The following is a 14,092-nucleotide window of genomic DNA, read 5'->3' as shown; positions in this document are numbered from 1 at the left end:
TCGATTAGAGCGTACTTGCGATAAGGGAAAGGGCCTCGGCTAGGGTGGAGGAGCCGCTATGGGACAGGAATCCGGCCTTATGGAGGGTTCTCCCTATGATCTGCTCGGGAGAAATACCCAGTTCAAGATCTTGCCGGAGGCTATGAGCGTGTTCCCGTTTTGAAAGTTTCTTGCCGGAAGCATCGACAATAAGAGGGTGATGTAGGTACAGGGGGCGCGCATATACAGGGACGGGAAAAGAGGTCTCGCCTGCACAGGCCTGGGCGATCAATTGGGATAGCGCAATCTGTCTTGCCGTGGAACTGAGGATGTCTTCGCCGCGGACAATGTGGGTGATGCCCTGGGTGAGATCGTCGATACAGACTGCGAATTGGTAGGTCCAGTAGCCATCGCGGTCCCGGATGGGAAAATCACCGCATTGTTGTTTCGGGTTCTCGTCAAAGTTTCCGAGATGTTCGTCGTACCAGTGAATTACTTTGTCTGGAATTTTGATGCGAAGGCTGTGCGCTTCGTTGCAGGGGAGAAGCCTGTTTCTGCATTTTCCCTGATAGATGACCTCTCCCGTAGCACTATGCGGATTTTCTGCTAGAAGTTGCTTGCGGCTACAGGTGCAGGGATAGACGAGTCCTTTTTGGATGAGCTTGTCGAGGATTTCCTGGTATATTTCGGTACGGGAGCTCTGGATGCTTTCGGAATCGTAGCTGAATCCGAATCGGGCGAGATCTTCCCGGATGCTATCGATATATTCCGTGCGGGAACGTCCCTGGTCGTGGTCCTCGATTCGCAAATGTATCTTCAGGTCCCATTTTTTTGCTGCGGCCCAGACATATAGTGCAGAAAGCAGGTGGCCTTCGTGAAGATACCCCGTGGGACTCGGTGCAAAACGGATAATGCCTGACATGTACACAAAGGTAGTTAAAATAGAACATGGAAAAATTTCTATCTTAACAGGGGATGAATAGGAACCGATCCACATTTTTGCCGCTGTGCTTAGCGGCTGTCGCGGGAGTGGCTGTTCTTTGGGCCTGCTCAGGAGCTCCTGAGCCCCAAACGGAACCTGCTGCGGAACCGGAAAAGACCGTAGCCACCGAGGCGCCTACGCCATCGGAGGCTGTCAAAGATGATTCTGTAGAAAAGAAGGACGCCCTGCCGGCGAGCTATAGGGATATTCAGTTTCCCGAGTTCCACTATGTTGCGCCGTATCCGAAGGATTATCGTGTCGAAGTGGCTCCGGGCATCACGGGTTACATCGTAAGTGACCGTAGCCTTCCGCTTGTCAATTTTACGGTTTATTTTGAGGAACCGCGTGTTCCGCTCGCCCTCAAGGACGAAGCTGCGAATTCCATGGTGGGGAGCATGCTGCGTCGCGGTGGAGGAGGAGGCTTAGCCGCTCGCGCTCTTGACGACTCGCTCGAATTTATCAGTGCGGGAATGAAGACCTCGGTCGGTGTCTTTACGTCGATGTTTGATATCGATTGCCTGTCCAAGGATTTTCCTGGTATGCTGCAGTTGACAAAGCAGGTTCTGACCGCTCCGACTTTCGACAAGGAACAGCTCGAGATCATGCGTGCGAATTTCTTGACGGCTTACGACCGCCGTTACGATACGCCTGCCAAGGTCCTTTCAGCTCTCCGCTATAAGGTGAACTATGTTCCGGGGCCGAGACTTTGGGATGCCAATGCGGCGGAATACAAGAAGGTGTCTTCAGCCGACATCAAGCGCTTGTCACAGGGGATTTATTCCTCGGATCGCATCGTGTTCGCTCTTTCGGGAGATGTCGACAAGGACTCTTCCGTCGTGATGCTCAAGGAGTTCTTTGAATCCTGGAAGGCCTCCCTGAAAAAGGTTCCTGCCCCCAAGAAGCAGGCTCCTGTAGTTTCTACGGAAGTGAAACCGCTCGAGTTCTTGCGCAAGCCGGGCATTTATGTCGTGGACAAGGACATTACGCAGGCCAACATTTCGATGAACCAGCCCTTTGTGCGCAGGCCGCACGCGGATTATTATCCGGCTGCCGTCGCGAACTTTATCTTGGGCGGAGGTAGCTTTACGAGCCGCCTGATGAACCGCGTTCGCAGTGACGAGGGACTCGCTTACAGTGTGTACAGTTCGGTGGGCAACGATTACCGGGATACGGCCATGGTGACGATTGCGCTACAGACGAAGGTGGAATCGGTGGATTTCGCATTGAAGCTGATACGTGAAGTCGTCAAGGAGTTTGCGGAACAGGGACCTACGGAAGAGGAACTGGTCCAGGCGAAGAAATCCTTGATAGAAAGCTTGCCGAGCCTTTTTGACAGCCCTGCCTCGACGGCCGATATTTTTGCGAGAGGCGAACTGGTTGGCAAGTCTTATGACCATTATCTTGACTATGTCAAGGAAATCAATGCCGTGACGGCCGAACAGGTCAAGGAAATGGTGAAGAAGTATTTTGACATGGACAAAATGACCGTGTCGATTGTGGCCCCAGTTTCAAAACTCGATGCGGTGAAACCGTTTACGGTTGTTCCGCTCGACAGCCTGGAGTTTAGGAAATAGTGCGCTTGATTACTCGACATATGGTAATCCTGCTTGCGGTAGTGTTTGCTGCGGCAATCAGTGTTGCTGCTGAACCGGTTTCCACGGCCGATTCTGCAGCGTCGGTTCGTAAGCGCGACAATCTTCGCAAGAAACTGGGAAATGACGACGACTTGAGATCTCTCTGCTCCGGTCTTAAAATCTGCATGAATGTGGATTACGAGGGCTGTTCTGAGGAAGACAAGAAACCTTGGGCCAAGGTCAGGTACAACGATGAATTTTGCGCACCGTACAAGGAAATTGCCGCTCGCGGATATGCTCCTGACCCCAAGTCCCAGATGGTTCCTGAAATTTATGCGAGACTGGGGCGCCAGTATCGCGTTATCTACGAGTACAAGGGTACGCTGCCGTTGAATGAACATGTCATCAGCTACTTGTTCGACAACATGCCGTTTACGGCGCAGCTCATAAATGCATATCTCGATGAAAGCTACACGTTGGAGTATGCGCACCCGAACAGACGCTTTTTTAATGGAAGCAATGGTCGCAGCCTGTCCGGTGAATTTTACTGGGCGTTACAGGATAGTGCAGGACAGAGGCTTGGCATGAGAAACTTGTTCTTTGGCTACGGTCATGCCAAAGTGTTGCGGTGGTCGCTGCACGGGACCGCTGTTGCCTATTTGGACATGGACCAGCTTCCGAATGGTCATATTAAGTATAAGTTAACGGCAATCGTTTTTCCCGGTAATTCGATGCTCAACTCCATTATGCAAATGAAGGTGTTTAGGAGCGTGGTCAATTCCAAGATCGAGCATATCGTCGATGACATCAAGAGGGCCGCGGGCATGTATTTTGGAGGAAACAAGGAACCAATGCTCAAGAGTGCAGCGCTCAAGTCGACCGAGAATATTCAATATGTTCTGGATTTTGAATCGGTAGTGAATGGGGCTCCCTGGAAGCTCGGCGATTTTGAAAAGCTGCAGCGTGCACGTCTTGAACAGCGCAAAAAGGACCTGAATGCCGTACCGATCAAGGTTAACGATACTCAGCCGATCAAGGAACAGAAATGACTAACGAATCTTTGGAATCCCTATTGGCGCGCGTTACGGAACGCCGTCGCGAGTTGCTTACTTCTGTAGTGGACCGTCGCACGAGGCATTTTTGCATGGTGCTCGAGGACCTGTTCGATCCGCATAATATTTCTGCTGTAATACGTACGGCGGAAGTCTTTGGTCTGCAGGATGTCCACATTATCGAAGAGGATAACGCCTATAGCGTGAACAAGTCCATTCTGAAGGGGTCCTACAAGTGGATGAGCCTGTATCTTTACAAGAAGCGGATGCTCTGTATGGAAAAACTCCGCGCGAAGGGATACAAGATTGCGGTCGCGAGCACGAATACCACGAATTCCGTTCTGGATCTTGATCTGAGCCAGCCGACAGCTTTTTACCTGGGAAGCGAATTTCACGGGAATCACCCCGATACCTTGGCTCATGCCGATTACGAGTTCAAGTTGCCTCAGTATGGCATTACCGAGTCGATGAATGTCTCTGTGGCGGGCGGGGTGCTCATGACCTATCTCGACGTATATATGCAGAAACAGGGCCGTGAGAAGTTCCTGCTTCCGAAGGAAGAAAGGGACGCTTTGCTTCTGGATTGGCTCGACCGTCACGTGAATGGAATCGAGAATAATAGTCCGATAACCCGTATTGAGCAATAATGGACGAAAATAGCCTTTAAAAGCCCCTGCGGGGGCTTTTTTTTCTTTTGCAATATCAGAAAATATGCTAGATTGGTGCTCAAATGAAAAAGTATTCGGCTCTTTATTTTTCTGTCGGTCTAGTTGTAATTCTAGCGCTGATAATTCTTGTTTTTGGAATTTTCTTCCTGAACGAGAAAGATCCTCGTGAAAAGTTTAATACGTTCCATTTGCGCTTTACGCAGGTTAGCACGCTGGTGCTCGATGACCCCGTGAAGGTCAACGGAGTGAAACTGGGAAAGGTGGAATCGATTGAGTTGTCTGGACACCGCGTGGTGGTGACGATTCGCTTGCGTACCGACGTGAAGATCCCGAAGGATTCGGAAATACGCGTGCAGAATATCGGTATCATGGGTGAACGCCAGATTGGCATGATTCTTGGCGATGCGACGGAGTATTTTGCTCCTGGAGATACGATTACGGGCCAGTTTGATGCTGGCATTGCCGAGGCCCTTGGCCTTGCGGGTGAAGTTTGTGACAGTACGAAGGTCCTGCTGGAATCGGTGAAGCAGGCCTTGAACAGTACCATTGTGAATCCGGATTTCCAGGAGCGGTTTAGGACTCTGCTCGTGAAGGCCGAAAATCTGGAAGATCGTCTAATGACCATGCTCAATACGACAGATCCGCAATTGAAGAAGAGCCTGGAGGGGCTGAATCAGGTAACTGTAAAGGTTAATGATCTTATTGAAGGTGTCCGTCCGCCGATCGACAATGTTTTTGCGAATACGGATAAGTTGATGGGCAATGCCGATAAGCTGATCGGGGAACTGGAAGGTGTCACCAAGCACCTCGACGAATTGGTCGTGAACGTTCAGAAGAAACTGGATTCTAAGGATAACACGGCTGGTATCCTGCTTAATGATAGGGCCCTGCATGACGATTTGGTCAAGACGGTCCGGTCTGCGGACAGCCTGGTCCGTACGATTCTCTCCGACGGTTTGGACATCAACGTAGATATTTTCTGAGGCAAGACATGATAGTGAAGACATTGGTTGTAACCAACAAGTTGGGAATTCATGCCCGGCCTGCAGGCATGATTGTGGATATCACGGGGCAAGCCAAGAGTGATATCTCGATCTTGTTTGATGGAGCCAAGGCTAATGCCAAGAGCATCCTGAACGTGATGATGCTCGCTATTCCCGCAGGTTCCGAAGTGAAGTTCGAAATTGACGGTGAAGACGAGGAAAACGTCGCTGCGCAGTTGGAAAACCTGTTTAATGACCATTTCAATGAAGAACCCTGCTAGCAAGGAATCGGTCCGTACTGTATTGACGGGCGTTCCTGCGTCCCCGGGCTTTGCCATGGGGCGGGTTTTTCCGGTTTCGAACCGCAATATTTCCGTGGTGGACGAAACTCTCCCCGAAAGCCGTCTGGCAGACGAGGAACAACTCTTTTTAAGGGCCATCAACAAGACGGTCAAGGAAGTTTCGCAGATTAAGGAAATTTCTGAGGGCCGCGCGGGGATGAAGGACAGTCTCATCTTCGCAACGCATTTGATGATTTTGCAGGATCCGGGGCTCCTGAACGGGGTGCTGGATAAGATTCGCCGGGAACATAAGAATGCTCGCTGGGCGGTGCATGTGGTGCTGGGTGCCTATATCGACAAGTTTGAGTCTATTGACTCGGCGGCCATGCGCGACAAGGCGGCGGACCTTAGAGATGTATACAATCGCTTGATGGCGGTGATGGATGACTCCGGACCTGTGCTGGAGGATGTGGCTAATGAAGAAGGCGTGGTCCTTGTTGGACATGAACTTTTACCAAGCCTATTGATGTCCATCAAGCCTGGGCAGGTTGCCGGCCTTGCTATGGATACGGGTGGCCGTACCAGCCATGTGGCGATTCTTTCAAGGTCGTTGCAGGTTCCCCTGGTTTCTGGCTTGAGAAACTTGGCTGCGATAGCCCAGAGTGGCGATACGATTCTTGTCGATGGCTCCAATGGTCAAGTCATCATCAATCCGAATAATGAGGATATCAAGGAGTTCCACGAAAGACAGGAAGTCTTTGAACGCCAGCGTCGTGAGCTTTTTACCATGCGACAGCTGGAACCGATGACCCGCGATGGCAAGTATATTACTTTGCATGCAAACATCGAATTGCCGAGTGAATCCGAAAAGGTGACCGATTTCGGTGCGACGGGTGTGGGACTCTATCGTTCCGAATTTCTGTTTTTCCGCAAGGAAGCTCCGACTCAGGATGAACAGCGCGATGCGTATCGCTACATTCTTGAAACGATGGCTCCGTGCCCGGTAACGATCCGCACGCTCGATGCCGGCGGTGACAAGCTTGTGAACGGCATTACGGCGGTGAACGAATCGAATCCGTTTATGGGTTGGCGCTCGATTCGCGTGTGTCTGGACAGGGAAGATGTTTTTTGTACGCAGCTCAAGGCTATGCTTCTGGCAAATACCAAGGAGAACTTGAGAATCCTTCTCCCGATGATTTCGGGAATGGGTGAACTGCGCCGTGCCAAGGCTTGCATCGAGAAATGCCGTAAGGAACTCGAATCGGAAGGTAAGAAAGTTTCCCGCGTGAAAGTGGGTGTGATGATTGAAGTTCCTGCGGCTGTGATGATTGTCGAAAAGCTTGCGAAGGAAGTTGATTTCTTCAGCATCGGCACGAATGACCTGATTCAGTTCACGCTGGCCGTGGACCGTACGAACGAATTGATTACCGATATGTTCCAACCGCATCATCCGGCTGTCTTGAGCATGATTTATCAGACTGTCCAGGCGGCGCATCGCGAAGGTATTCCTGTAGCGGTTTGCGGCGAAATGAGCGCGGATCCAATTAGTGTTCTCTTGTTGGTAGGACTGGGCGTTGATGAACTGTCGATGACCCCGTGGAGCGTGATGTCGACAAAGAAGATCATTCGCTCGATCAATTTTGAAGATGTTCGCAATTCTGCGCTCTCCGTGTTGCAGATGGAAGATGCGGAAAGCGTGAATGCCTATATGCACAAGATTTATGCCCAGGCCATTAGGGATCTGGGAATTTCGAGTTTTGTGGGACAGATTGATAACAGTAAGAAGTAGCCAGATTAAGATGATCGTATTCGTTTTGACTTTGCTAAGCATGTGCATCTGTGCATTTGCGGATTCTTTGCCTGTGAAGGATTCCGTGGCTCAGAGTCCCCTTCCGACGCAGGTGACTGATAGCCTGATTGCGACGATGCCGATGGTGCCGCCCGATCCTTACGAGGAAGAAGAACAGATTCTTCCTTCGAGATTTCAGGACATGGTTGTGCGTTCTGGCCGTCTCAAGGCCTTGAGCGAAGATTCGACGCAACCTAAAAATGTGCGGGAATTTGCCCGTGCGGCACAGTTCTTCTATAAGGAAGAATGGGATAGTTCCTATGCGGCTTATGATTTGTTGCGTGGCCGCGACACCTTGCTTGATGGCGCCGTCATTTTGCGTATGGCCACGGCAAAATTCAAACAGGGCGAATACAGGATGATGCGCTCGGCGCTTGCCGCCTACGACAAGGGCGATAGCGACGCATCCTTTGATCGTGCCGCATCTAGACTCAGGATTGAGGCTGCGATGGCGGATTCCACATTGAGTGACCGCGCCCATGCGGATTCCCTGAAGGTCTTCGTTGAAAAATATCCGAAATCCGACGATGCTGCGGCTCTCCGGTACCGTTATGCGCAGTATCTGGAACAGTTTAAGCAGATGAAGGATGCGAAGCGTGTCTACATGAAGCTCCTTACGAGTTCTTCGGTCTACAAGGATTCCGCCTTTATGGCAATTCGCAGGCTGCGCAAGGTGCGTGGTACTCCGGAATCGCTGGAAGAAAAGGTGGCGTACGCTAAGATGGCCTGCGCTAAGGACAATGCAAGCGAATGCCTTGTTCTGTTGGATTCCATTCGTATTCTGGATTCGGTGCTGGTGGCTCTTTCGCCTGAGGCTGCATTGCCTCCGCCGGATGATTCGCTACAAAAAAGATTGCCGCCGAGTTCGCTGGACATGGGAACGCGTGCAAGTCTATGGGAAAAGCGCGCTGTCGCTCTCCGCAACTTGAAGCGCGAGGATGAATCCATTCGTCAGTTTCGTTTCCTGATCGATTCTGTCGAGGCGAAACCCCTGTGGATGCAGTCGATTTTGCGCCTGTACCGCAACAATGCCCTGCGTTATGAAAAGGAAATACGCATGACAGATTCGCTCCTGCATGATGTGAGCCGATTTAGCAAGGAAAATGCGAACAACCTTTGGGTGAAGGGTTTCGAATACGAGCAGAAGGAAAACTACGATAGTGCCTTGGTGTGCTACCGAGAACTTTCGCACAAACGCTTCAAGAACAATGTCAAGCGGCAGTGGGCGAAATTCCGTATAGGTTTTGTATACTTCAAACAGGAAAAGTGGAACGAGGCGGTGACGGCCTTTATCGATGCTTCCAAGGAACCGTTCTTGTGGAGCGGCAGTGGCGCCCGCATGTTCCTGGGAGATGCCTACATGAAGTTAGGTAAGGATTCGCTTGCCCGAGAAGCCTATCTTGACTGTATCCGCGATTTCCCGCTGGCCTATTATGCGCATCGTAGTCGCTTGAAACTGGCGGAATACAAGTTGATGGCCGAAAAGGATGTCCCGTATGCGCATGGAGTGCTGATGGCTCCGGAACAGACTCTCGCCTGGGTAAGAGCTTCGCAGAAGATCGGTAAGCCGGATTCGTCGTACAATGCGGTCCGCTATAACCGTATACGCACCCTGTTCCAGTATGGCTTTAGCGATCAGGCCTTTGCGCTTTATGACGAAGCTCGCAAGAAAAATGCAAAGCGTCTGGATTTCCTGTACGAGTATGGCAAGCTGTTCTACGAAATGGGGGAAACTGCTGCCGGTTACCGCCTCGCACGCCAGTTCCAGAACAATATTGATCGTCGTCGTCTGATGTCGCCGCCTATTGATGTCCTGCATTTCCTTTATCCGGTTCCCTACAAAGATCAGGTCAAGTTCCATTCCGGTGAACGAATCGATCCGTTCTTCGTGTACAGCGTGATGCGTCAGGAATCCATTTTCAATTTTGAAATCATGTCGCCGGCAGGCGCCTGTGGCCTTTTGCAGATTATGCCTGCAACGGGCAAGATGCTTGCGGAAAAGGAAAGTATCGAAAAGTTCGAACCGATACAGCTTTTTAACGCCTACATGAATATCCGTCTTGGCATTCGCTACCTAGTGGACCTGAAGGCCGAGTACAATGACGACTACATGTATGTGCTCGGAAACTACAATGCGGGACCTAAGCCTACCAAGCGTTGGCAGAAGGCGGGCGAAGGCAAACCGTGGGATATTCGGGCCGAAGAAATCAGCTACTGGGAAACCCGTGACTATGTCAAGCGCGTCATGGGCAACTACTGGATCTATCAGGAAATTTACGACGGAATTTAGCTGATGCTTTTCTTGTTGCTGACAATGGGGCCGGCGTTTTTGTTCGCCTGTGGCAATATCCTGGAAAAATCCGGGGTGTCGACGGTGGGTAAGCGCACCGGAGGAACATCTAAACCTTGGGAATTCTTCAAGGGCGTTGTCACGAATAAGTACTGGTGGCTTGGAATTGGCTGTTCGGGCTTGGCGACTGTCGGATATTACATTGCCATGGCGCGCTACGATCTTTCGCAGGTGCAGCCGATGATGGTGCTGAATCCGGTGCTGACTGCCCTGATGGGATTTTGCATTCTGAAGGAAGCCCTGACCAAGCGCATCGTCTTTGCTATTTGTTTTGTTGTAGCTGGACTACTCTATTCGGTTGAAAATTTGGGTGAATCGACTGCAGTGCAGAACATGGGCCTGCTGTGGGCTTTTGCCGGGGGACTTTCGGCAGTGACGCTATTTGCACATTTGTTTGTCAAGGACCGGGAAATGGTGGACTCCCTGATCATGGGAATGGGATTCGGTTTGTCGGCTGCATTCTACAAGAGCCTCGCGATGGATTTCGATTTGGACCATATTGAGCTTTCGTCTATAGCGAACCTGCTCCTGGATTTCAGAACTCTCGGCTACATTGTGACCTATGGAATAGCGTTCCTCTATTCACAGATTTCCTTTTCGCGAGGCAGGGCGCTGTTCATTATTCCGTTCAGCGCGGCTGTGGGCGCTGCTGTTCCGACTCTTGCCGGGGCCATCGTCTTTTCGGAAGCATTCCCCATGGGAAAGGCTATTTCGGTAACGCTCGTGCTGATTGGAGCATGCCTCTTTATCGTTCGCCGTCCCCGTCGCAAGAAAAAGGCAAAAAAGGGCTTTTGAAACGCCCGCTAAGCCTATCTCTTGTATGGGCTGAGTCCTCTTTTATTCTTTTTAATATATATTCTCTTGTATGGTGCTTAGGGTATTGATACTTATATCGTGGATTGCGCTGTTCTTTACGGCGTGTTCCGATTCGGACAGTTCTTCAGCAAAGGATGAACCCATTGTGGAACAGTCGTCGTCCAGCGAAGCGACGCTTCCGTTTGTAGGGGGCCCCGTGATGTTGACCGAAGTAGATCCGATCAATACGGTCTATGGAGATCATGAAGGGGACGATGCGGGATGGGTGGAACTTTTCAATGCATCCTCCGATACGGTAAACTTGTCTGGAATGTACTTGACGGATTCGCAGGCAGAACCATTCAAGTGGAAAATTGGCAATGCGGTTGTTCCGCCGAATTCCTTTCTGCTCGTATTTATGTCGGGAAAAAACTATCCCGATTATGTATTGCCACATGATACTCTTGACTTGATTGGCCCCGGTTGCTGGACATGGACCGATGCGGATAACGACCCGCCAGGCTATAGTTATGCAGATCCGTTGCCCGGAAAGTTGAAAAATTGTTTCAAGGAAGATGATAGCCGCCAGTTTGGCGCAGTCATGCGGCTAGGCGAAAATGAGGAACTAGGCTGGTCGTCGATAGCTGTTTTCGTGGGAACGGGAAGCTCCGACAAGGAGGATGTGTTGGATCTTTCTGCAACGAACGAAATCCTGATGCAGGCATTCATTAGTAAGGACCGCAAGGTTTCCTTCCGGTTGACTCAGCCCGATATCGAAGATTGGAAGGGCTACGAAATGGTGCTCACCGGAACTGGGGATTCCTCGACCGTCTATCGAATGCCTTTGCCGACTGGAACGAATTTCCCTGATCTTGCCAATATCTATGGTACTCGCGTAAGTCCCGAGGCGAACGAGTCGCAAGAAGTGTCCGTCAAGGTTTTCAGTTATATCGCGCGCAATCGCGGACACGAACCCCATGCGGGTTTCAAATTGGATAAGGATGGCGGCTCGCTCTATCTGGTAAATGCAGAAGGGGGATTGATTGATTCCTTGGCGTATCCCAAATTGCCGATCGGAAAGTCCTGGAGTTACGGGACCATGTCCGATGGCGTTACCGCTGGATTTGGATTTGCAGATCCGTCTCCCTACGGATTGACTACCTTGCCTGTGGTTTCTTCCCGGTCGCCTTCGGTAGATACCTTGGCAGAATTCCCGCCTTCCGGCTTTTATGCGGAGCCCTTCACGGTTGCCTTTCCTGAGGAATTTGCGGTGCGTTGCGCTACGGGAGGGCTTTCCCCGACTGTGGAAACCCCCGCTACGACGGTGCTTCAGGTCAATGCGACTGAAGTCTATCGTTGTGCTAGCATGTTGCCGGGAGCTTTCCCTGGCGAAGAGGTCACGAGAACTTATGTTTTCGAAAGTGCTCCGACAATTCCTGTAGTGTTTTTGACCGCCGATCCGAATTCGCTTTTTGATCCGGATTCGGGAATTTATGTAGAGGGAAATTTTGCGCAGGCCAAGGAACCGCATTACGGAGCAAATTACTGGCTTGACAAGGAAATTCCTGTGTTTGTGGAACTGTTTGAAAAGGGCGCTGCGGCTCCCGCATTTGCGAAGGCTGCCGGTCTAAAGATTTTCGGCAATTATAGCCGTCAGAACGACAAGAAGTCCGTTGCGGTAACATTCCGTGAAAAATACGGAGACAACCGTTTGCGTTACCCGTTGTTCCCCGAGTTTCCTGAACTGGACAAGTTCAAAGTCTTTATTTTGCGAAATAACGGAGGCAATTTCGGGCAGGATTACATCCGCGATCGCCTTGCCAGCTCCATTAGCGAAGGCCTTGGCGTAGATTATCAGCGTGGTCGCTTTGCGCTGGTTTATTACAACGGGGAGTATTTCGGAATCCACAGCATTCGCGAACGTAGTACCGAATACTATTTTGAAACTCATTATGGCCTGGATCCAGATCAGGTTGACTTGCTGAAAGCGGATAATAGCGCGTCGGCTGGTTCTGCAGTTGATTACGTGGCGCTGATGAACTGGCTCGAATCGAATCACCTGGATAAAGAAGAAAACTATGCCTATGTCGCATCGCAAATTGACATAGACAACTTCATGAATTACATCCAGACAGAGGTGTTTTCTAATAATCGCGACTGGCCCGGCAATAATCTCAAGAAATGGCGGAGCTCGAATCCGAAGACTTTGTGGAAGTGGTTCCTCTACGATATGGATTTTGGCTTCGGAAATGAATATAGCGAATACAAGAATAACATTTTCGAATTCGCGACAGAAGAAAATGGGGAGTCATGGCCGAACGGCCCGGAATATACGTTGCTCCTGCGTCGGCTGCTTGAAAATGACGGCTTTAGGACGGCTTTTATCAACCGGATGTCGCTCCTGCTTTCGACGAAGTTTGAAAGTGGACGTGTCCTTGCTCGGATCGACCAGATGATGAATGAAATTGCGGCTGAAATTCCCCGGGATCAGAAACGCTGGAATCTGAATGAATCCTGGATGAATCGGCAATTGAAGTCTATCAGGAATTTTGCGGAGGATCGCCCGGGGGTTATTCTTGCCGAGTTGATGGAGTATTTCGGCTTGTCGTCGACGGTGCCCGTAGGCCTGGCAGTGGAAGGGGACGGTTTGATTCGCGTGGATGGCTTGAAGGTGGATGCCTTGCCTCTGACGGCTACTTTCTTTGCAGGGGTTCCTGTAAAGGTCATGGCGGAACCGGAACCGGGACATCTTTTTGAAAAGTGGAATGATGGCGTGACGGATGCGGTTCGTATCGTGGAACCGTCGAAAACGGACCGCCTTGTAGCGGTGTTCAAGTAAGATAAAAAAAAGTTTTGTTTTGCTCTTGCTCAGGAAGGGAACGCGTTGAGAACGGAAATGAACGCGTCTTTCTGGATTGATGCGCTGGAATGTCGCTTCTGCTCGAAAAAAAATGTATATAGGGGAGGGTAATTTTCTAATTTTGTACCACTATGAGTTACAATACCAAGATTCTTTGCATTGGCGCGGGCTATGTCGGTGGCCCCACTATGACTGTTATTGCCGACAAGTGCCCCGATGTCAAGGTGACCGTAGTCGATATTAACCAGACCCGAATTGACGCCTGGAACAGCGACAACCTTCCGATTTTTGAGCCCGGTCTCGACGACGTGGTGAAACGCGCCCGTGGTCGCAACTTGTTCTTTAGCACAGACATTCCTGCAGCTATCAAGGAAGCGGATATCATTTTCGTTTCGGTGAACACCCCGACAAAGACTTTTGGCCATGGAGCCGGCAAGGCGTCCGACTTGCAGTACTGGGAAAAGACCGCCCGCAACATTCTTGAAATTGCCGACGAAGGCAAGATCATTGTCGAAAAGTCGACGCTCCCTGTGCGTACCGCCGCTGCCATGGAACGGATCTTGAATTCTAACGACAAGGGACTGCACTTCGAGGTGCTGTCCAACCCGGAATTTTTGGCCGAAGGTACCGCCATCAACGACTTGTTCGAACCGGACCGCGTGCTCATCGGATCCCACCAGACGGAATCGGGCCTCGCCGCCTGCCAGAAGCTTGTGGAC

Annotated in this window: 10 protein-coding genes and 1 pseudogene; 10 read left to right on the top strand and 1 reads right to left on the bottom strand. The window is 50.8% G+C overall.

Features of this window, described 5'->3' with window-relative positions:
* Positions 1-4 precede the first annotated feature (4 nt).
* Complete coding sequence (locus Q0628_RS11375; protein ID WP_298771099.1) at positions 5-901, bottom strand: glutamate--tRNA ligase family protein; 897 nt, start codon at positions 899-901, stop codon at positions 5-7.
* A gap of 53 nt (positions 902-954) precedes the next feature.
* On the opposite strand from Q0628_RS11375, the gene Q0628_RS11370 reads away from it, so the two are divergent.
* From Q0628_RS11370 to Q0628_RS11325, 10 genes and pseudogenes are all read left to right on the top strand, one after another.
* The gene (locus Q0628_RS11370) at positions 955-2,535 is read left to right on the top strand and encodes a pitrilysin family protein (RefSeq protein ID WP_298771097.1); all 1,581 of its coding nucleotides are present in this window, start codon (positions 955-957) and stop codon (positions 2,533-2,535) included.
* A 5-nt stretch (positions 2,536-2,540) separates the two neighbouring features.
* Entirely contained in the window at positions 2,541-3,584 is a 1,044-nt protein-coding gene (locus Q0628_RS11365; RefSeq protein WP_298771095.1) for a hypothetical protein, read from the top strand.
* Complete coding sequence (locus Q0628_RS11360) at positions 3,581-4,234, top strand: RNA methyltransferase (protein WP_298771094.1); 654 nt, start codon at positions 3,581-3,583, stop codon at positions 4,232-4,234. The genes Q0628_RS11365 and Q0628_RS11360 overlap by 4 nt, the downstream gene beginning before the upstream one ends.
* 83 nt (positions 4,235-4,317) lie before the next feature.
* Positions 4,318-5,238 (top strand): MlaD family protein, encoded by a 921-nt coding sequence (locus Q0628_RS11355; RefSeq protein ID WP_298771092.1) that lies wholly within the window; start codon positions 4,318-4,320, stop codon positions 5,236-5,238.
* A gap of 8 nt (positions 5,239-5,246) precedes the next feature.
* Positions 5,247-5,519 carry an HPr family phosphocarrier protein gene (locus Q0628_RS11350; RefSeq protein WP_298771090.1) on the top strand — a complete coding sequence of 91 codons (273 nt, stop codon included), beginning with the start codon at positions 5,247-5,249 and terminating at the stop codon, positions 5,517-5,519.
* A complete protein-coding gene (ptsP, locus tag Q0628_RS11345) occupies positions 5,491-7,308 on the top strand; it encodes a phosphoenolpyruvate--protein phosphotransferase (protein WP_298771089.1) in 1,818 nt (605 codons plus the stop codon). Before Q0628_RS11350 ends, ptsP begins: the two co-directional genes overlap by 29 nt.
* 40 nt (positions 7,309-7,348) lie before the next feature.
* Positions 7,349-9,658, top strand: a complete 2,310-nt coding sequence (locus Q0628_RS11340) for a lytic transglycosylase domain-containing protein (RefSeq protein WP_298771088.1) — start codon at positions 7,349-7,351, stop codon at positions 9,656-9,658.
* A gap of 3 nt (positions 9,659-9,661) precedes the next feature.
* Positions 9,662-10,513, top strand: a complete 852-nt coding sequence (locus Q0628_RS11335) for an EamA family transporter (protein WP_298771086.1) — start codon at positions 9,662-9,664, stop codon at positions 10,511-10,513.
* Positions 10,514-10,583: 70 nt separating this feature from the next.
* Positions 10,584-13,352: a CotH kinase family protein gene (locus tag Q0628_RS11330; RefSeq protein ID WP_298771083.1), complete on the top strand. Its 2,769-nt coding sequence runs from the start codon at positions 10,584-10,586 to the stop codon at positions 13,350-13,352.
* Between the two features lie 152 nt (positions 13,353-13,504).
* Positions 13,505-14,092, top strand: a pseudogene (locus Q0628_RS11325) (nucleotide sugar dehydrogenase); the annotation flags it as partial.

It is taken from the genome of uncultured Fibrobacter sp. (assembly GCF_937877005.1).
In the GTDB taxonomy this organism is placed as follows: Bacteria; Fibrobacterota; Fibrobacteria; order Fibrobacterales; family Fibrobacteraceae; genus Fibrobacter.
Note: the sequence above shows the minus strand (reverse complement) of the source record. Positions and strands in the feature narration are given on the sequence as shown.

Coding starts and splice junctions, on each gene's coding strand:
- Q0628_RS11375 (WP_298771099.1), bottom strand. CDS start 901: ATGTCAGGCATTATCCGTTTTGCACCGAGTCCCACGGGGTATCTTCAC.
- Q0628_RS11370 (WP_298771097.1), top strand. CDS start 955: ATGAATAGGAACCGATCCACATTTTTGCCGCTGTGCTTAGCGGCTGTC.
- Q0628_RS11360 (WP_298771094.1), top strand. CDS start 3,581: ATGACTAACGAATCTTTGGAATCCCTATTGGCGCGCGTTACGGAACGC.
- Q0628_RS11355 (WP_298771092.1), top strand. CDS start 4,318: ATGAAAAAGTATTCGGCTCTTTATTTTTCTGTCGGTCTAGTTGTAATT.
- Q0628_RS11350 (WP_298771090.1), top strand. CDS start 5,247: ATGATAGTGAAGACATTGGTTGTAACCAACAAGTTGGGAATTCATGCC.
- ptsP (WP_298771089.1), top strand. CDS start 5,491: ATGACCATTTCAATGAAGAACCCTGCTAGCAAGGAATCGGTCCGTACT.
- Q0628_RS11340 (WP_298771088.1), top strand. CDS start 7,349: ATGTGCATCTGTGCATTTGCGGATTCTTTGCCTGTGAAGGATTCCGTG.
- Q0628_RS11335 (WP_298771086.1), top strand. CDS start 9,662: ATGCTTTTCTTGTTGCTGACAATGGGGCCGGCGTTTTTGTTCGCCTGT.
- Q0628_RS11330 (WP_298771083.1), top strand. CDS start 10,584: ATGGTGCTTAGGGTATTGATACTTATATCGTGGATTGCGCTGTTCTTT.